This window comes from Pseudooceanicola batsensis HTCC2597 (assembly GCF_000152725.1).
Classification (GTDB): Bacteria; Pseudomonadota; Alphaproteobacteria; order Rhodobacterales; family Rhodobacteraceae; genus Pseudooceanicola; species Pseudooceanicola batsensis.
In genome coordinates this window covers 174,900-194,871 of record NZ_AAMO01000008.1, presented here as the reverse complement: position 1 = coordinate 194,871, position 19,972 = coordinate 174,900, and the positions used below count along the sequence as shown (strand labels likewise).

Genomic DNA, 19,972 nt, shown 5'->3' with positions numbered 1-19,972 from the left:
CGGGTCTGGCGGCCGTCAGCCGGTCCCGAGCATGTCGGCGAGGATCCCGCGCACCAGGGCGATGTCCTGCGGGCGCGAGATGTTCGGCGCATGGCCGCAGTCGAACTCGGTCACGCCCGGCGCGGGCCCGCTTGAGGCCATCCGGTCGGCGATTCCTGCGGGCAGGATATCGGAGTCGTGGCCGCGCAGGACGTGGCAGGGCAGGGCGATGCGGGCGTAGCGGTCCCAGCTTGTCAGCTCGTCCGCCGAGGCGGTGAACTGGACGGTGATCTGCGGATCGTAGTGCAGCGTCAGCCCGCCGTCGGGCAGCCGCCGGACCGAGGTGCGGGCCATCCGCCGCCAGAAGGCGTCGTCGGCCGGGCCGAAGGGGCGGTAGACCGCGCGCAGCCATGTCTCGGCCTCGCGCACCCGGGCAAAGACCGGCTGATCCGTGACATAGGTCACGATCCGGTCGATGGCTTCCTGCGGGACTTCCGGGCCGATGTCGTTGATCAGCAGGCAGGACAGCCGGTCCGCATGGGGCCCGGAGGCCAGCCGCATCCCGATCAGCCCGCCGAGCGAGGTGCCCAGCCAGGCCGCACGCTCCATCCCGTAGTGATCCATCAGGTCGACCGCGATCCCGGCATAGACCTCGACGCAGTATTCGCCCTCCGGATCCTGCGACCAGGTCGACAGGCCGCGGCCGATGGTGTCGGGGCAGATGACGAAATACCGGTCCGACAGCGCCTCGGCGATTTCGTCGAAGTCGCGCCCGGTCCGCGCCAGTCCGTGCCACATCACCAGCGGCTCGGCCGTCGGGTCGCCCCATTCGGTGACGTGGATCTCGTGATCCATCACCGGGACGAAGCTGAACCGCGGCCCGGTCATCGCCGCGCCCCCGCCGCCATGGCCGTCCCGGCGATGCCCTTGGGAAAGAAGTAGACCAGCAGGATGAAGATGATCCCCAACCAGAACAGCCAGCGGTCCGGCGCCAGAAGTTCCGGCAGGACGGGCAGGCCGTGCAGCGCCTCGGAGGCCGCGCCCATCAGGTCGCGCAGGTAGTACTGTGCCATGATCATCAGCACCGCCCCGATCACCGCGCCCCACATCGTGCCCATGCCGCCGATCACCACCATCAGCAGGATGTCGATCATGATCGCGAAGCTGAGCGCCGTGTCCGGCCCGGTGTACTTGAGCCAGACCGCATAGACCGTCCCTGCGAGGGAGGCGAAGACCGCCGAGAGGCAGAAGACAAAGGTCCGGTAGGCGACGACCCGATAGCCGATCGCCTCGGCCCGGCCTTCATTCTCGCGGATCGCCTTGAGCACCGTGCCGAGCGGCGAGCCGACGAAGCGCAGCAGCATCAGGAACATGATCAGCGAGGTGAAGAAGACGAAGTAATAGGCCGCCAGCTTGCCGTTGATGCGCACGTCGAAGATGCGCAGCACCTTGCCGTCGGCATCCGTCAGGATCTTGGTCGCCGGCTTGAACACGTCCGGCGCGCGGTAGGTGATCCCGTCCTCGCCCCCGGTCAGTTGGCTTAGCTGCGACACCAGCACCAGCACGACCGAGGCCGCCGCCAGGGTGATCATGGCGAAGAAGATCGCCTTGACCCGCAGCGACAGCAGACCGATGGCCACGGCGAAGACCAGCGACACCGCCACCCCCGCCAGCGCGCCCAGGATCACCGGCGTCCAGCCCGGACCCATGGCCTTGAGCAGGATGGCGGCCCCGTAGGCCCCGAAACCGAAGAACATGGTATGCGCGAAGCTGACGATCCCGGTATAGCCGATCAGCAGGTCATAGCTTGCCACCAGCACGACGAAGATGCAGATCCGCGCCGCCACCTCGAGCGAGCGGACGTCCTGGAACAGGAACGGCGCGAAGAGCAGCAGCGCCCCGATCCCCAGGACCACCAGCTTGACCGCGATTTCCCCTGTGGTTCTTTCCATCATGCCCTCACTTCACAGCCGGCCGCAGGCCGTTCGGCCGCCACAGCAGGATCGCCACCATCAGGATCATGTTCGACGCCAGCGCCATTTTGGGCGCGAGAAAGCCGAGATAGTTCGACATCAGCCCCACGAGGAGCGCGCCCAGCAGCGTGCCCTCGATCGAGCCCAGCCCGCCGATGATGACCACGATGAAGACGATGATCATCAGCTCCGCGCCGAGCGCGGGTGTGATCAGCGTCTCGTATCCCGCCCACATCGCGCCCCCGAGCGCGGCGAGGGCCGAGCCCAGCATGAACACCCCGATGAACAGCCGGTCGATCCGGAAGCCGAGCGCCTCGACCATCTCGCGGTCCTCGACCCCGGCGCGGACCAGCAGGCCGATCCGCGTGCGGTTCAGCACGAAATAGAGGCCGACGAAGACGATCAGGCCGAGCACGAAGGCGAAGCCGCGGTAGATCTCGATGCTGACGTCCCCGATGATCCAGGCCCCTTCAAGGAACGAGGGGCGGGGCACCGAGAACGGCGTGCCGCCCCAGAAGGCGAGGATCGTCTGTTCGGCGACGATCATCGCGCCCATGGTGATCAGGATCTGGCGCAGGTGGTCGCGGTAGACCGGTCGGATGATCACGGTCTCGAAGAACCAGCCCGCCACGAGGCCGAAGAGGATCGCCGCCGTGAAGGCGAGGATCAGCGCCAGCGAGCCGAGCGCGACCGAATCCGAGGCCAGCCACCCCGACAGCCCCGCCAGTACGGTCGCCGCCACGAAGGCGCCGAAGCTGACGAAGGCCGAATGGCCGAAGTTCAGCACGTCCATCAGCCCGAAGACGAGGCTGAGCCCCGAGGCCATGAGAAAGACCATCATCCCCATGGCCAGCCCCGCCACGGTCAGCGTGACCCAGGACGAGGGCGCGCCGATCAGGACGAAGGCCACCGCGGCCAGCAGGATGGGCAGCAGGTTGACCCCGCCGAGCCGTTCGAATGTGTTGCTTATCGCGTCCATCTCACTCCCTCACATCGACAGGCTCAGAAGCCGGTCCTGCAGTGCCCGGTCGGCGGCGAACTCTGCCATCGATCCGGCGTGCACGACCCGCCCGTCGTCGATCACCGCCATGTCGCGGCCCAGCTTCTTCGCGAAGCCGAAATTCTGTTCCACCAGCAGGATGGTGCTGGTCTCCGCGATCTCGCGGAAGGCCTCGGCCATGGCGTCGACGATCGAGGGGGCGAGGCCCTTGGTCGGCTCGTCGATCAGGATCAGGTCGCGCGGCTCGATGATGGCCCGGGCGACGCTGAGCATCTGCTTCTGTCCGCCCGAAAGGCTCCAGGCCTGCTTGTCGCGGAACGTCTCCAGCGCCGGAAAGAGGCCATGCACCCATTTCAGGCGGTCCGGGTCGATCCGGCCCGTCGCGGTGGCGAGGACCAGGTTCTCGTCCACCGTCAGCGTGCCGAAGATCCCCATGTTCTCGGGAACGTAGGCGATGCCCAACCGGGCGATGTCGGCGGTGTGCATCGCGGTGATGTCCTGCCCGCGGAAGGTGATCGACCCGGGCGAGGGCGTCCAGAGCCCCATGATCGAGCGCAGCGTCGTGGTCTTGCCGGCGCCGTTGCGGCCCAGCAGGACGAAGACGCCGCCCTCGGGCACCTCGAAGCTGACATCGTGCAGTACGGCGTACTGGCCGATATCGGTCCGAACGGATTTCAGGGACAGAAGGCTCATGCCGCGCCCTCCGAGGTTCCGAGATAGACGTCGCGGACGATCTGGCTCGACATCACCTCTTCGGGCGGGCCGTCGGCCAGCAGTTCGCCGTTGTGCAGAACGATGATGCGGTCGGCCAGGGCGCGCACCACGTCCATCTTGTGTTCCACCAGCAGCACGGTCTTGGATCGGTCGGCCTTGATCCCCCGGATCAGGTCCAGCACGTCCGGCGCGTGATCGAGGCTCATCCCGGCGGTCGGTTCGTCGAACATGTAGATGTCGGGCTCCATCGCCATCAGCAGCGCGACCTCGAGCTTGCGCTGGTCGCCATGCGGCAGGTTCGCGGCGGTCTGATGCGCCAGCGGCGTGAGGCGGGTGGCCTCGAGATAGTGCTCGGCCTTCCGGGCCAGCTCGCGGTAATGCGAGACGGGGCGCAGCATGTGCCAGCCCAGACCCGCGCGCGCCTGCACCGTCAGGCGGATGTTCTCCAGCACGGTGAGGTGCGGGAAGAGGTTGGTCAGCTGAAAGGCGCGGCCGATCCCGTGGTGGGCGCGGGCCGAGGGCGACAGACGGGTGATCTCCTGCCCGTCCTTTTCGACCGTGCCGGAGGAGGCCGTGAGCTGGCCGGAAATCAGGTTGAAATAGGTCGTCTTGCCGGCCCCGTTCGGGCCCACGATCACCGTCAGCTCTCCCGGGTGGAAGGCGCAGGAGACCGCGTTGACCGCGACATGCCCGCCGAAGCGGATCGTCAGGTCCCGGGTGACGAGGGAAGGTGTGGTCATGTCGTCTGCTGTCCGATCTGTCGCGTCCCGGCCATCGCGCCGGGACCCCGTTGTGCCAGGCAACCGCCGGTTCGGGGTTGCGCGGCTTCCGCGCGCGCCCCGGACCCCCGCGAGGGGATCCGGCAGCGCAGGATAGCCCCCGTCTGCCCCCGGCCCCCCGGACGTGCCTCGCAGGCGTTTCCGGGCGGCGCTTGTGGGGCGGGGTCCCGGCGCGGGGGCCGGGACGGACGGGTGCCCGAGGGTTCCGCGTGGTCCCGGCGCGGGGCCGGGACCCGGGAGGGCTCAGTCCTGGTTGTTGCGGCCGACGGGGATGTCCATCTCGTCCGCCGGGATGATCCGGACCTTTTCCGGGATCGCCCAGTCGACGGCGTCATCGACGCGGATCTTGAAGTGCAGCATGTCCTGCAGCGCCTGGTGATCCTCGGGACGGAAGGTCATCTGCCCCTTGGGCGTGTCCCAGGACATGCCTTCCATCGTCTCGATCAGGGTCTCGGTCTCGTAGTCCGGCGCCTCCTTGAGGGCCTTGACCACGGCGAGCGCCGCCGACATGCCACCCGCGGTGAAGAAGTCCGGCGGGCTGTCGAAGCGCGCCTTGTGCTCCTTGACCAGCCATTCGTTCACCGGATTGTCGAAGGCCTCGTGGTAGTAGTAGACCGCGCCTTCCATGCCGGGGAACCGCTTGTAGGTCGGCAGGACCGGCAGGATGTGCCCGCCCATGGAGATCTCGATGTCGTAGCGGGACGGGTCCATGGCCTGGATCTTGCCCGGCGCGTCGCCGCCGCCGGCGATGTAGATCAGGATGACCTTGCGGCCCTCGCGGTCCTTGAGCGCGTTGAACATCCGCTCGGCATAGGCGGTGAAGTCGGTGGTGCCCTGCGGCACGTATTCCTCGGTCACCACTTCGGCGCCGGTGCCTTCGAGCGCCGACTTGAAAGCCTCGATGCCGTCACGGCCGAAGGCGTAGTCCTCGGCCAGGGTCGCCACGACGAGGTTCTCGTCCGGCTGCAGCGCCAGTGCCTGCGCCTGCATGTCCATCGACGAGTTGCGCGAGGTCTTGAAGACATAGCGGTTGCTGTCCGGGCCGGTCAGGCTGTCGGCCACGGCCGGTTCCACGATCAGGATCTTCTCGTATTCCTCGGCGATCGGCAGCATCCCCACGGTCACGCCCGAAGAGGTCGCGCCGACGGCCAGCAGCACCTCGTCGTCGCCATAGGCCTCGGCCAGCACGGCGCGGGCCACGTCGGGCTTGAACTGGGTGTCCTTGGTGATGATCTCGATCGGCCGGCCGTTGATCTCGCCGGTGCCGTCGGTGCCGTATTCGATCCCCATCTCGAACCCGGTCTGCGCCTGTTTCGAGAAGGCCTCGAAGGCCGAGCCGGACAGCCCGTGGATCAGGGCGATCTTGATCGGGTCCTGCGCCGCGGCGCCGGTTGCTGCCACGGCACCAAAGGCGATGCCCGCGACAAGTCGCTTGATGATATTCATGATATCCTCCCGTTATGGCAGGGGGCGCGCCGTTGCACTCCATGCACCGGCTGCCCTACCTTGCGCCTCAGGATCACCTCACTCGGACCGCAGGGCAATATTGTGAAAACACGTATCGACGACGCCTACCGCAGCGGGGAGTTCGCGGAGCTGGCCTATGCATACGCCCCCGTAGGTCTGGTCATCACCGAAAACCGGGTCATCCGCGACTGCAACCGGGCCTTCGCCGAGATGTTCGAATACGGGGTCGAGGAGCTGCGGAACCAGGTCTTCGCGATGCTCTATCCCACGGACGAGGAGTTCGTGAACATCCGCGACCGCGGCGTGCGCCAGCTGCGCGAGACCAACACCTACTGGGACGAGCGCATCATGGCGAAGAAGTCGGGAACGCTCTTCTGGTGCCGCGTGCGGGGCCATTCCTTCACGCCCGAGGAGCCGCTGATGCGCGCGGTCTGGAGTTTCGCCGACCTCAGCGAGACCCGCCCCTACATCCCGCTGACCCGCCGCGAGCGCGAGATCATCTCGCATCTGTCGGACGGGCTGACCAGCAAGGAGATCGCGATCAAGCTGGAGCTGTCGCACCGCACGGTCGAGGTCTACCGCGCCAAGCTGCTCAAGAAGTTCGGGGTGAGCAATTCCAGCGGGCTGTTCCATTCGCTGGGCGGCATCGGGTCGGATCACGTGGTGTCGCGCAGCGGCGAGTGATCCCGCCCCGCTCAGGCGTGGCTGTCGTCGGGGGCGCGGGGCAGGAGGGGGCGGATCGCCCGCAGGAAGCCGTCGACATAGGTCAGCAGGACCGGCACCACCACCAGCGTCAGCAGCGAGGACGAGATCAGCCCGCCGATCACCGCATGGGCCATCGGCGCGTTCTGCCCCGAGCCGCCGTGGATGTTCAGCGCCAGCGGCAGCATCCCGAAGATCATCGCCAGCGTCGTCATGACGATCGGCCGGAACCGGATCGTCCCCGCCTCGACCAGCGCGTCGAAGAGGTTCATGCCGCCGCGCCGGTGCTGGTTGGCGTTGTCCACGAGAAGGATCGCGTTCTTCACCACGAGCCCCATCAGCATGATGAAGCCGATGATCGAGAACATGTTCAGGGTCGAGCCGCCGACCAGCAGCCCGGCCATCACACCGATCAGCGCCAGCGGCAGGGAGGACATGATGGCGAGGGGCTGCACGAAGCTGGCGAACTGCGAGGCGAGCACGAGGTAGATGAACACCACGGCGAGCAGCAGCGCGGCGGCGGCCGAGGCGCCGGATTCCGCGATCTGTTCGCTGTCGCCGCCAAAGCCGGTGCGGTAGCCGGGCGGCAGGTCGAGATCGGCGATGGCCTGCTGGATCAGCGGCTGCGCGGCGCGGATGTCGATGCCCTCGAGCCCCGCGGTCACCTGGACCGAGCGTTCGCGATCCTCGCGCGTGATCTCGCCCGCGCTGCGGGACTGTTCCACGGTGGCGATCTGGTCGAGCCGGACGAGGCCCGAGCCGTCGGCGTTGGAGGCCACGGGGAGCGAGCCGAGGCGCCCGGGGTCGTTGCGCACCCCCTCGGGGAGGCGGAGCAGCACGTCATAGCTGTCGCCGCCGGGCGCGGTCCATTCCGAGACGGTCTGCCCGGCGATCATCGGCGAGAGCGCGTTGCCGACCTGCGAGAGGGAGACTCCGAGGTCGGAGGCCGCGTCGCGGTCGATGCGGATGCCGATGGTGGGCTGCGGATCGTCGAGCGAGGTGCGGACATCGGCAAAGCCCGGCGTGGCGGAGAGGCTCTCCGCCAGCTCGCGCGAGAGGCGGGTGAGGACCTGGAGATCCTCGCCGAAGATCTTGACCTCGACGGGGGTCGCCACGCCCGAGCCGAAGGCGCCCGGAGGCCCGACGCGGAACCGCGCGCCGGGCACCGCCCGCAGCGCGTCGCGGATCGTCGGGGCGAGGGTCGTCGGCGTGAGTTCGCGTTCCGTGGGGTCGGTCATGCGAACGACGATTGCGGCGTTGTTCTCGCCCGAGTTCGTGCCGGAATTGACCGTGGCATAGGTGCCGGTCACCTCGGGAAAGTCGCGCAGGATCGCATCCACCTGGGCGATCTTCTCGGCCGTGCGTTCCAGCGGCGTGCCGACGGGCATCTCGAGGTCGATCTGCATCTCCGAATTGTCCGCGGGCGGCACGAATTCGGCGCCGACGAAGGGAAAGAGCCCGAGCCCGCCGAGGAAGATGAGGAGCGCGGTGATCAGCGTGGTCTTGCGCCAGCGCAGGGCGACCCTGAGCAGGCCCCGGTAGCGGCGGCCGAGCCATTCGAAGAAGCGTTCGAACTGGTGGACCAGCCGGCCGAGGGGGCCGCGTTTCACGTTCGGGTCCGCCGAGGGGTCGTACCAGACCGAGGACATCATCGGGTCGAGCGTGAAGGACACGAAGAGCGAGATCAGGACCGCGACCGAGACGGTGATGCCGAACTGGAGGAAGAAGCGACCGAGGATGCCCTCCATGAAGGCCACGGGCAGGAAGACGGCGATGATCGAGAGGGTGGTGGCCAGCACGGCGAGGCCGATCTCGTTCGTGCCCTCGAGCGCGGCGGTGTGGTGATCCTTGCCCATGTGCAGGTGGCGCATGATGTTCTCGCGCACCACGATGGCGTCGTCGATCAGGATGCCGATCGAGAGCGACAGGGCCATCATCGTCATCATGTTCAGCGTGAAGCCGAGGAAGTAGATCGCCGCCATGGTGCCGATGATCGAGATCGGCAGGGTCAGCCCGGTGATCACGGTCGACCGCCAGGAGTTCAGGAACAGGAAGACGATCACGGTGGCGAGCAGCGCGCCCTCGAGCAGCATGGACTGCACGGAGTGAAAGCTGTCTTCCACAGGCACGGCGTTGTCGCGGATGATCTCGAGGTCGATGCCGTCATAGAGCGGCTCTTGCGAGAGGGCCGCGATCTCCTCGCGCACGGCCTCGGCCACGGCGACGGTGTTGGCGCCCTGGGTCTTGACGATGTCGACGGCGAGCGCCTGTTCGCCGTCGAGCATGGCGAGGCTGGTCTGTTCGGCGAGATCGGTTCCCACGGTGGCCACGTCGCCCAGCCGGATCGGATAGCCGCCGCGGCGGGCGATGATGATCTCTTCGAAATCGGCGAGGGCGGGGATCCGGCCCTCGACCTGGACCGACTGTTTCGAGCCGCCTTCGGTCACCGAACCGGCGGGCAGGTCGGTGTTCTCGGCGGCGAGGGCGGCGGCGATCTCGGAGGCGCCGATGCCTAGGGCTGACTGGCGGTCGGGGTCGATCAGCACATGCACCTCGCGCGGGACGCCGCCCACGACCGAGGCGCGGCCGACGCCGGGAATGTTCGACAGGCGCGTGGCGAGCTGGTCCTCGGCCAGCGCGGTCAGCGTGCCGGTGTCGTACCGGTCCGAAGAGATGCCGACCGAGATGATCGGCAGCTCGGACGGGTCGAAGCGCAGGATCTGCGGATCCTCGGCATTGTCGGGCAGCGCGCCCTGGATCTGGGCGATGCGGTCGCGCACGTCCTGCGCGGCGACCGAGCTGTCGACCTCGAGCTGGAACTGGATCAGCACCATCGAGGAACCGGTCTGCGCGGTGGAGGAGATCGTCTCGATCCCCGACAGGGTCGAGACGCTGTCCTCGATCACTTCGATGATGTCCGATTCCACGGCTTCGGGCGTGGCGCCGGGATAGGAGGTCACCACGGCGACCACCGGGAAATCGACCTCGGGAAGCTGTTCCACCGGCAGCCGCTGGTAGGAGAACAGGCCGATCACGAAGATCGCGACCATCACCATCGTGGCGAAGACCGGCTGGCTGACGGAAATGCGGGTCAGGAACATCGGTCAGCCCCCGACCACGGCGATTTGCATGCCGTCGTGCAGCCGTTCCAGCGGGGCCGAGACGATCGTGTCGCCGGGGTCGAGCCCCTCGGAGATCTCGACCATCCGGCCCCGGTCCCACATGCGCGCGACGGTGACGGGCTGGCGCTCGACCCTGTCGCCCTCGATCCGCAGCACGAAGCGGCCCTCGTCGTCCTCGCGCAGGGCGTCGCGGGGGATGCCGATCGCATCGGCCTTTTCGCCGAGCACGAGCCGGCCCGAGGCGAACATGCCGCCGCGCAGCGTGCCGTCGTCATTGCCGAAGGTCGCGTAGATGGGAAGCATCCGGGTGCCGGTGGCGGCGACGGGTGCGATGCGTTCGACCGTGCCGGAAAAGCTCTGAGCGCCCAGCCCCTCGACGGTGATCGTCACGGTCTGGCCGGTGCGGATCCGCGGGGCATAGAGCACGGGGACCGCGCCCTCGAGTTCGAGCGAGGTGATGTCGACCAGGGTCATCAGCGCGGTGCCGGGCGCGACATAGGTGCCCGGATCGACGTTGCGTTGCGAGATCATGCCCGAGAAGGGCGCCGTGATCGTCGCCTTGTCGAGCGCCTGTTCGGCGGTGGCGACCTGCCGTTCCAGCGCGGCCAGGTTGGACTGCAGCTGCTGCACGTTGGCGACGTTGCTGTCGAGCGTCGAGGAGGCGGCGATGCCGCGATCCACCAGGCTTTCGGTCCGTTCCAGCTGCGAGCGGGCGAATTCCAGCTGCGCGCGGGTCGCGTCGGCCGTCGCACGGCTCTGTTCCAGCTGGTTGCGCAGGGTCTCGATGTCGATCCGGACCAGCACCTCGCCCTCGTCGGCGGCGTCGCCGGGGCGCTTGAGCACTTCGTCGACCCGGCCCGAGACCTCGGCCGGGATGCCGAGGTGATTGGCGGGCGAGAGCGAGCCGGTGATGCGCACGGTGTCCTGGAGGGTCATGCGCTCGACCTCGGTCAGTTCCCGCGGCAGAAGCTGCATGACCGTGTCGGGCGCGGCCTCTGGCGCGGGGGGTTGGTCCTCGGGGTCGGGCGTGGCCGCCATCTCTTGAGCCGGCAGCTCGATCAGGCCCTGGCGCAGGCCGTAGGCGCCGGCCGCCGCGAGGAGGGCGAGGCCCAGCACGACCCAGGGCCAGCGGCGGCGCGGCGGCTTGCCTCCCTCGGCGCGGGCCGTCCGGGCCTTGCGTTCACGATTGGTGAGCGCCCAGTCCGGCTTGGGCGGGTCCTTCGGTGTCTCGGTCATCTCAATCGTTCGCTTTTCTGATGATGTCGCCCGGCTCGGATCCGTCGCCGACGGCGTCGAACCACGTCCGGAGGAATTTTGCGGACTGGCGGTAGAAGTCGCCGAATGCGCCGACCCTCTGCTGTTTGTCGGGGTCCCCCGCGAAGCCGGCGGCGATGTCCTGCATGCGGTCGGCGTTGCGGTCGAACCGCTCGGCCATGGTGCCGAGGACGCGGTGATGCGGGTCGGCCACCGCCCGCCAGAGATCCTGCCGCGAGCCGATGCGGCTGTCGCGTTCGGTCGCCCCGCGCGCCTCGAGCTGGCGGACGTTGGTCGAGACCGAGGCCTTGGAAACGCCGAGCGCCTGCGCGATCTCGGTCAGGCTGCGCGAATCGCCCGCGAGGACGAGGTAGGCGAGGACCTGGCCCGAGATGCGCGGCACGCCTTCGGCCTGGAAGATCAGGCCGAGCGTCTCGATGAACTGCTCTTCGGGCGAGGGGGTCATGGGTGGCCTTTTTGTTCGTAACGTTCAATATGAACTGAACGATCCGGGGTCAAGGCGCCCCGGGTCGCTGACGTCACGTCCTACAGGCGGCGGGAGCCGTCGGCGAACCGGAGCCGGGTGACCAGGTCGATCAGTTCGACCAGGGATTTCACCTGGAGCTTTTCCAGGATGCGCGCGCGATGATGGTCGACGGTCCGGGGGCTGATGCCGAGGGCATTGCCGATCTCCTTGCTCGACACCTCGGCGGGATTGGCCACCACATGCGAGACGATTTCCTCTTCGCGCGCGGTGAGGCGGTCGAACCGGGCCTTGAGGTCGCGATGCGTCACGAACGATCCGTAGCGCGAATCGGCGAGGTCGAGCGCGGCCTGGATGCGCTCGATCAGGACCGGCTGCCGGAACGGCTTTTCCAGAAAGTCCACCGCGCCGCCCTTCATGGCCTGGACCGACTCGGGCACGCCGCCGTGACCCGTGATGAATACGACACCGAGGGGGAGCTGCCGCTGGTTCAGCACCTCGAGAAGCTCGAGTCCGTTCATGCCGGGCATGCCGTAGTCGAGCACCACACAGGCGGGCCGCTCGCCGTCATAGGCCGCGAGAAAGGCTTCCGCGGCGGGAAAGGTCTCGACCTGCATGCCGCGCTGGTCGAGGGCACGGGACAGCGAGGTACGCACATCCTGATCGTCGTCGACGACGAAAACCAAGGGTTTGCTGTCAGGCATGTACGGCCGAAAACTCCGATAGCGGTCTCATCCTGCATACCTTACCCGATCGATCCGGCAAGGGAAGCCGCGCCCCTCCGGCCAGTTGGCGGCGCGGCTGCACATTTTTGTCACGCCGGGCCGACGGCCACGGTGAAACAGAAGCGGGCGCCTTGCGGCTCGGCCGGTTCGTGCCAGAGCCGGCCGCCGTTGGCGTGGACGATGGACTGGCAGATCGACAGGCCGAGCCCCATGCCGGTCGGCTTGGTGGTCTCGAATTCGGTGAACAGGCTGATGCCGGGATCGACGCCCGGCCCGGTGTCCTCGACCGCGACCAGAACCTGGTCGCCCTGCCGTTCGGCCCGCACGAGGACGCGGCGGTCGCAGGACTCGCAGTCCGCCACGGCCTCGACCGCGTTGCGCAACAGGTTCACCAGCACCTGGGCGATCTGGATCCGGTTGGCATGGACGGGGGGAAGATCGGCGAGATCGGCCTCGATCGTCGCCCCGGCGGCCCGGGCCTCGGCGATGACGAGCCGCTTGGTCTGTTCGACAAGCTCGCCAAGGTCGAAGTCGGTGCGGATCCCTTCGTCGCGCCGGATGAAGCTGCGCAGGGCCTTGATGATCTCGCCCGCGCGCATCGACTGCTCGGCGATCTCCTCGAGCGTCTGGCGCAGCCCGTCGTGGTCGCCGGCGATCTGGTCGACGGAATACAGCGCGCTGTCGGCGTTCTGGGCGATGGCGGTCAGCGGCTGGTTCAGCTCGTGCGCGAGCCCTGCGGCGACCTGGCCCATCGTGTTGTCGCGCGAAAGGTTCGACAGGTCCTTGGAGAGCTCGGCGATCTGGTCCTCGGTCTGCTTGGCGGGCGTGATGTCGTCCATGGTGAGGACGTAGTGGATCGGCTTGCCCTCCTGATTGAAGATCAGGATGGCGTTGACCAGCGTCCAGACCGTCGCGCCGTCGCGGCGCAGGCAGCGCATCTCGTGGTTGAAGGCGCGCGGGGCGTCTTCCCCGTGGCCGTCCGACAGCAGGAACAGCGGCTCGTCCGGGTGGACCAGATCGGCCAGCGCCATCCGCGTCAGTTCGTCCTCGGAATAGCCCGTGATCTCGCAGATCTTGTCGTTCACGCGGAGGAAGCGACCGGTCGCGGCCTCGATCTGGGCCATCCCGTGCGAGGACAGGCCGAAGGTGCGGCCATATTCGATCTCGGTCTCGCGGCGGGCGGCGATCTGCTGCATCAGGGTCCGGTTGGCGTTCTCCAGCTCCTGATAGGTCTTGGGCAGCGGTTCCGAGGGGTCCAGTTCACCCTGGGAGATGAGGGCGGAGCGAACGGCGAAGGCGCGGACCGGCTTGTAGATGTAGTTGGCGAGGGCCAGCCCGCAGAGCCCGGTGATCGCGGCCACCAGCGCGGCGATCCAGAAGTTGTTCCGCCGGTTCTGCTTGATCACCTCGGTGAAGTCGCTCTCGAGCGCGTAGGCGGCGATGGTCCAGGGCAGGTTGTCGCTGATCGGCGGCATCACGACCGAGACATAGGTCTCGTTCCGGAACGAGAACTGCGACAGCATCTCGTGTTCGACCGGGATCACGCCGTTCGCGACCAGGTCGGAAAACGCCTCTCGCGCGATCGGATCCTCGAACTGCGCGATGTCGACGAAGCGCAGCGTGCCGTCGGCGTCCTGCGTCTTGAGCAGGCTGCGGTTGGGGTGCGCGATGACGTCGCCGTTTTCGTGGATGATCAGGGCGCGGCCCGTCGAACCGATGCGCAGCCGGGCCAGGAACTCCGAGATCTCGCTGATCTCGATATCGACGCCGACGATGCCGCGCACAGCGTCCGGCCCGTCCATCACCGGCGAGGCGAGGGTGATGCCCGGCTGCTGCGACGAGAAGAAGATGTAGGGGTCGGTCCAGATCGTCGTGAGCTCCGCGCGCGCCCGGATGTACCAGGGCCGGCTGCGCGGGTCGTAGGTGTCGAGGGGATCCATCCGCCGTTCGACCACGTTGAAGTCGTCGTCGCGCCAGATCAGCTCGGTCGTGCGGACGCCGTCCTCGACCCGGATGATCTTGGTGCGGAAGGGGGCCGGCCCCTCCGAGCGCATGACATAGACGAATTCCCCGTCCTCGCCGCCGTGGTAGACGCCGGCGAATTGCGGGGCGAGCAGGAGCTGCTGGAAGAGCAGCTGCTCGAGCAGTTCGGGGACGTCGCTGGCGATCACCCGGTCCTCGGCCAGCCGGGCCGAGAGTTCGGCCGCGCCGCGGGCCGGTCCCAGGAACCCGCGCGAGTGTTCGATGGTGTTGGTGCCGACGTCGCTGAGCAGGTCGCGGGCGTGGTTCAGCAGGGCGCGTTCCGAGGTGACGTAGGACGAGAAGACCACCGCGAGGACCGCGACGAACTGCAGGCCGGCGAGGCCGATCGCCAGCAATGCCCCCAGTGAATTCCGCATGTCCCCCCGCATCCGCCGCCGCGGCCGGTCATCGCCCCTGCCGCGCCCTGCATGAGTTCCACAATCGGGGATGCAAGGCAACTCTGCGGAGGGTGCGGAGCATAGGCAACATTGCCCAGGCAATGACGCGCATTCCCGACGGTGCCGTTCTGTGCAAACCTTTTCCTGCCTTCCATAAAATACGCGCCAAGGTCCCGTTGACGCGTGTTGGGAAAGTTCGGTTTCAGAGAGCCATTTTGCAGCGCAAGTGAGTGAGGCGCTATATAGTGCATTTCAAAGCGCCGGCGTCGGGGATCCCCCCTCGGCGCCGGTTGCAATTCCGGGTTCTTGCAGGGGCGCCTGCTTGCCGGAACGTCAACACTGCTTGGGGCAGGCGCGTCTCCGCGGCAGATCCCGCTGCCTCGGGCGCGGCAAGGGCTGAAAAATCCGTTGGACATATCAACGGTTTATTTTAAGTTGGCTGCGCCACATCAAGAGCAACAAAAAGGCAAAATTTTACCACATTGACCGTCGCGCTTCCTGATCGGCGCGACCGGGCACGATATACCCTAGGGGGACGACATGGGCATTACGCGGACCGGTGTTTTTTCGGAAGATTCTGTTGACGGCTTCTACCGATACGGGGATGGCGGAACCGGTACCATCACGATCGATGGCGGCTCCGTGCTTCCGGTTCTCGCAAGCAACACGGCGGCGGAACCCCGGGTCCGGGTCGGCGTGAACGGGGGCGACGGCGAGGTCACGATCTCGGGCACGGGTTCCGCGATGACGCTGGACGCCAACGGGAGCGCCTCGCTCCGCGCCAATATCCAGGTCGGGCGCGACAGCGGCAGCATCGGTGATTTCAACCTGCTGGCCGGCGCCGAACTGACGATCCAGGATACGGCAGGTGCCGCCAACAGCCCCGACAGTGATCACGAGGGCATCGATGTCGGGATTGACGGAGGCACCGGCACGTTCTCGGCGGATGCGTCCACCGTCACGATCAACGGCACCGGCGCGGCGCTCGAGATCGGAAGGGACGGCGGGACGGGAACGGCCAATTTCAACAACGGCTCCGTCCTCACCCTGTCGAGCGCCTCGGGCGGGGCGGACGACTTCGTCGGCATCGCGCTCGGTGCGGATTACGGATCGGGCACGGCGGGGACAGGTACGCTCAACGTCGACAACTCCACGATCAACGTCCTCGGCACGGGCGGATCCGAAGCCTATTTCCATATCGGCCGTGACGGCACCGCGACCGCGACGCTGACCAACAACGCCTCGTTCAACGTGATCGGGTACAACAACCTGTCGGCCGGCGGCACCATCGGCCGCTATTCCGGCAGCGACGGCACGTTCAACGTCAACAGCGGGTCCGAGCTCGTGATCCGCAACGATGTCGGCGACAGCTATATGAACATCGGCCGCGCGGGCGGCACGGGGGCCCTAAACATCGGCGTCACGGGATCGGCGATGATCACCGGGGTCGAGGGCGCGGCGCTTCAGCTGGGCCGGAGCGATGCGCTGAGCTCGGGCGACATCGTCAATGCCGGCGACCTGACCGTCTCCAGTACGAACCAGTACACGTACGTCAGCCTCGGGCGCGAAGGCGGCACCGGCACGGCGAACAACACCGGCACCATGTCGGTCTCATCCGTCAACGCGGATGTCGATTTCGAACTGGGTGTCGACGGCGGCGTCGGGGGCCTCACGAATTCCGGCACCCTGACGGTTGCCTCGACCAACGCCGGCGCACGGTTGACGGCCGGGACCGGCGGTGTCAGCGGCGGAACCGGCGATTTCACGCAGACCGGCGGCACCACATCGATCACGGCCGCGACGCAGGCCCGGTTCCAGGCGGGCATCGAACAGGCCGTCGGGACGGCCCTGATCCAGAGCGGCGGGCTGTTGCAGGTGAACGGCACGCAGCGGTCGCAGATCATCGTCGGTGCCGACTTCGGCACGGGCCCGGGCATGGGCACCATGGAGGTGACGACCGGCGCGACCATCGACCAGGACACGGCCGACGATGCCTTCAACGACATCGGAACCGGCGGCAACGGCGTGCTCCGGCTGAACAACGCGACCTGGCAGGTCGACGCGGGCGACGAATTCAACGTCAATGTCGGCCGCCAGTCCGGCACCGGGCTGCTGGAGTTCCTGAACGGATCGACCGCCGTCATGAACGCCACCGGTTTCTCGGGCCTGAGTGTCGGCCGGGAGGCCGGGTCGAACGGCACCCTGAACATCACCGGTTCGACCATGACGGTGAACAGCTCCGGGCTGGAGACCTTCTTCAACCTCGGACGCAGCGGCGGCATCGGCAACCTGAACCTCGACAACGGCAGCCTGACCTTCAACGCGGTGGCCTGGAGCGGCGCCAACATGGGCCGGGAAGGTACCGCGAATGTCAGCCTGACGAACGGCAGCCTTCTCGAGTTCAACTCCGGCTACGGCGCTTATGCCAGCTTCGGACGCGACGGCGGATCGGCCACCGTGACAGTCGACAATTCGACACTGCGGTTCTCGGGAACGGGAAGCTCCGCCAGCGATCCGCTCTACGGGGATCCGATGGATAGCGGGTTCTCGATCGGTCGCGGTGCGGGCGGTTCGACCGGGACGGTATCGGTCGCGAACGGCGGCCTGCTGGAAGTTCTCGATTCCGGCCGGAGCGTCTATGCGAACGTCGGCAACTGGCAGGCGGACAGCGGCACGCTGAACCTCACGAACGCGACCATGAACATGGCGGCCACCGGGGCTGCGGGCGCGGCCTACTTCAACGTCGGACGGGACGGATCGACCGGCGTGCTGGACGTCGACGGATCGACGCTGAACGTCAGTTCGGCGAGCGAGTACGTGACCTTCCGCATCGGGACGGATTTCGGAACCGGCGGAGCTAACGGCTCGGTCTCGCTGGCCAACGGTTCGGCTCTGAACCTTGCCGGGATGACGGCGCTGGTGTCGGTCGGCTACGATATCTCGACCAGCGCCAGCCTCGAGGTGCTGTCGGGCAGCACGATCGGCTTCACCGACGGCGGCGGCCAGCTCGACGGGGCTCCGACCGGGGTTTCGAGCGCCTTCGCCGTGGGGCAGGGCAACCGGATCGATACGGCGACGGCCCTGATCGACGGAACCGGCTCTTCGGTCTCGGGGATGGACGCGGTCGTGGTCGGCGGCGACGAGATCGTCAACGACGAACTGACCGGGAGTGGTGACGGCCAGCTGACCATCACCAATGGCGGCGCTCTGTCGGCCGGCATCATCGCCATCGGGCAGGGGGGTACGCTCGTCACCGGCGACGCCAGTGTGACAGCCACCGGGTCCGGTTTCGGGATCGCGGGTGGCGAATGGGATATCCTCGCCGGCGGCGTGACATCGATCACCGGCCATTTCGTGGCCGAGAGCGGATCGATCAACCTGCTGATCGACGCGGCGACGGGCCAGGGGGGCCGGATCGATTTCGCGAACGGCGACGTCTCGTTCGGAGCCGGCATGACGGTCAACATCGACGTCCGCAACGGTTTCCTGACCGCGGGCGACAGCTTCCGCGTGGTGAACTTCTCGAATCTGGGAACCCTGACCGACGACGCGACGCTGAACCTGCTGAACCAGTCGGCGGGCTTCGGTTTCGCGCTGCTCCGGAACGCGACGACCATGGATCTCGTCGCCCTGAACAACGGCGACGGAACCGGCTCCGCGGATCTCGACTTCGGTGAGTTCATCGATGTCGCGGCCACCTTCGAACTGAACACGGACACGAACGAGGGCGATGGCAGCGGCGGCACGCTCGGTGCGGATCTCACGGCCGTCAACGTGGACCGGGTCCTCGGAACCTCGGTCGCGGATACCTTCACGGCCACGGGCAGCGGTGCGATCTCGCTCTTCGGGCGCACCGGCGACGACACCCTGACCGCCGGCAGCGGCAACGACATCCTGGACGGCGGGCTCGGAGCGGACAGCCTGCTGGGCGGCAATGGCGACGACACGATCGACGGCGGGTCCAACCCCGACGTGATCAACGGCGGTGCCGGCGACGACTGGGTCACCTATGAAAGCGCCGCCTCGGGCGCGCGGCGCATCTCGCTCGGCGGGTCCGCCGGCGAGGGCGGCGCATCGCAGGGGGACGTGCTGATCAACATCGAGAATGCGATCGGCTCGAACTTCCGTGACCTCTTCATCGGCACCGGCACGGCGAACCAGCTGAACGGTCTGCAGGGCGACGACACCTTCTTCTCGGGGGCCGGCAACGACACGATCGACGGCGGCTCGGGAGATGACGTGATCGACGCGGGCGACGGCGCCGATTCCATCACCGGCGGAGCGGGGATCGATACCGTCCGCTACGCGTCCTCGGCCGCGGTGCAGATCAACCTTGCCGCCAACATCGCGACGGGGGGCCAGGCCGAAGGCGATACCTTCTTCGGCATCGAGAACGTGGTGGGGTCGCAGAACGCCGACACCATCATCGGGGACGGTCAGGACAACCTGATCGAAGGCATCGGCGGCGACGACCACATGCGCGGCGGCCTCGGGGCCGACACGATCATCGGCTACAACGGCATCGACACGGCGAGCTACCAGGACAGCGCCGTCGGCGTGAACGTCGGGATCTACCGGGTCGGTACGGGCGGGACGGCCGAGGGCGACCGCCTGATCTATGTCGAGCGGATCATCGGCTCGGGGCATGACGACGAGCTGGTCGGCGGTGGTACCGCGCCGATCCTGGAAGGTGCCGGCGGCGACGACCTGCTGATCGACTATGGCGGTGCCGCGACGATCATGGGCGGCAACGGCGACGACACGATCAACGCCGGAACCGGCGCCGACAGCATCGACGGCGGTGCGGGGATCGACACGGTGCGCTATGCCAACACCTCGTCCGTGCAGATCGACCTCGCGGCCGGCACCGGTTCGGGTTTCGCGGCCGAGGGCGACACGCTCGTGAACGTCGAGAACGTCATCGGCTCGAATGCGGGCGACACGCTGACGGGCGATGATCAGGTGAACCGGCTCGAAGGGCTTTACGGCGAGGACACCATCAAGGGCGGGCTCGGCAACGATCTCCTGCTCGGTGGCGGGAACGCGGATGTCTTCGTCTTCGACGCCGTAGGCTTCGGCCGCGACCTCATCCTCGACTGGCAGGACAACTACGACAAGATCGACCTGCGCGGCTCGGGCCTGACCCATGCCAGCTTTACCGAGGTCGACACGGCGCAGGGCGTCCGGCTGGATTACTTCAACGGCGTCTCGACCGACGCGATACACCTCTTCGGGGCGTCGCTTTCGCCGTCGGATATCGACGCGAGCGATTTCCTGGTCTGAGCACGGGCGGGGCCATCCGGTGGATGGCCCCGCGACCGGAAGAGCCGTATCGCCGGAAGGGCGGGGGCGC

Annotated in this window: 13 protein-coding genes; 2 read left to right on the top strand and 11 right to left on the bottom strand. The window is 67.5% G+C overall.

The annotated features are described in order from the left end of the window. Window positions 1-15: 15 nt before the first annotated feature. The 6 genes from OB2597_RS02200 to OB2597_RS02175 all read right to left on the bottom strand — a co-directional run bounded on the left by OB2597_RS02200 (window position 16) and on the right by OB2597_RS02175 (window position 5,891). On the bottom strand, window positions 16-867 hold the full coding sequence (locus OB2597_RS02200) for an alpha/beta fold hydrolase (protein ID WP_009803877.1): 852 nt from the start codon (window positions 865-867) through the stop codon (window positions 16-18). Beyond that, complete coding sequence (locus OB2597_RS02195) at window positions 864-1,931, bottom strand: branched-chain amino acid ABC transporter permease (RefSeq protein WP_009803876.1); 1,068 nt, start codon at window positions 1,929-1,931, stop codon at window positions 864-866. Before OB2597_RS02195 ends, OB2597_RS02200 begins: the two co-directional genes overlap by 4 nt. A 7-nt stretch (window positions 1,932-1,938) precedes the next feature. Beyond that, window positions 1,939-2,931 (bottom strand): branched-chain amino acid ABC transporter permease, encoded by a 993-nt coding sequence (locus OB2597_RS02190; RefSeq protein WP_009803875.1) that lies wholly within the window; start codon window positions 2,929-2,931, stop codon window positions 1,939-1,941. A gap of 9 nt (window positions 2,932-2,940) precedes the next feature. Further along, complete coding sequence (locus tag OB2597_RS02185) at window positions 2,941-3,645, bottom strand: ABC transporter ATP-binding protein (protein ID WP_009803874.1); 705 nt, start codon at window positions 3,643-3,645, stop codon at window positions 2,941-2,943. Further along, window positions 3,642-4,406, bottom strand: coding sequence for an ABC transporter ATP-binding protein (locus tag OB2597_RS02180; protein WP_009803873.1), 765 nt, complete (start codon window positions 4,404-4,406; stop codon window positions 3,642-3,644). The genes OB2597_RS02185 and OB2597_RS02180 overlap by 4 nt, the downstream gene beginning before the upstream one ends. Window positions 4,407-4,688: 282 nt before the next feature. Continuing rightward, complete coding sequence (locus OB2597_RS02175; protein WP_009803872.1) at window positions 4,689-5,891, bottom strand: substrate-binding domain-containing protein; 1,203 nt, start codon at window positions 5,889-5,891, stop codon at window positions 4,689-4,691. Window positions 5,892-5,993: 102 nt separating this feature from the next. Between OB2597_RS02175 and OB2597_RS02170 the strand changes: the two genes are divergently transcribed. Further along, window positions 5,994-6,596 (top strand): helix-turn-helix domain-containing protein, encoded by a 603-nt coding sequence (locus OB2597_RS02170; RefSeq protein ID WP_009803871.1) that lies wholly within the window; start codon window positions 5,994-5,996, stop codon window positions 6,594-6,596. Window positions 6,597-6,607: 11 nt separating this feature from the next. Here OB2597_RS02170 and OB2597_RS02165 read toward each other — a convergent pair whose 3' ends face one another. From OB2597_RS02165 to OB2597_RS02145, 5 genes are all read right to left on the bottom strand, one after another. Then, a complete protein-coding gene (locus OB2597_RS02165; RefSeq protein WP_009803870.1) occupies window positions 6,608-9,715 on the bottom strand; it encodes an efflux RND transporter permease subunit in 3,108 nt (1,035 codons plus the stop codon). Between the two features lie 3 nt (window positions 9,716-9,718). Further along, entirely contained in the window at window positions 9,719-10,972 is a 1,254-nt protein-coding gene (locus tag OB2597_RS02160) for an efflux RND transporter periplasmic adaptor subunit (protein WP_009803869.1), read from the bottom strand. A 1-nt stretch (window position 10,973) separates the two neighbouring features. Beyond that, window positions 10,974-11,456 (bottom strand): GbsR/MarR family transcriptional regulator, encoded by a 483-nt coding sequence (locus OB2597_RS20780; RefSeq protein WP_009803868.1) that lies wholly within the window; start codon window positions 11,454-11,456, stop codon window positions 10,974-10,976. A gap of 80 nt (window positions 11,457-11,536) precedes the next feature. After that, the gene (locus tag OB2597_RS02150; RefSeq protein ID WP_009803867.1) at window positions 11,537-12,178 is read right to left on the bottom strand and encodes a response regulator transcription factor; all 642 of its coding nucleotides are present in this window, start codon (window positions 12,176-12,178) and stop codon (window positions 11,537-11,539) included. 110 nt (window positions 12,179-12,288) lie between these two features. Beyond that, entirely contained in the window at window positions 12,289-14,598 is a 2,310-nt protein-coding gene (locus OB2597_RS02145; protein ID WP_009803866.1) for a cache domain-containing protein, read from the bottom strand. Window positions 14,599-15,159: 561 nt separating this feature from the next. Between OB2597_RS02145 and OB2597_RS22425 the strand changes: the two genes are divergently transcribed. Then, a complete protein-coding gene (locus OB2597_RS22425; RefSeq protein WP_009803865.1) occupies window positions 15,160-19,902 on the top strand; it encodes a calcium-binding protein in 4,743 nt (1,580 codons plus the stop codon). Window positions 19,903-19,972: the final 70 nt, after the last annotated feature.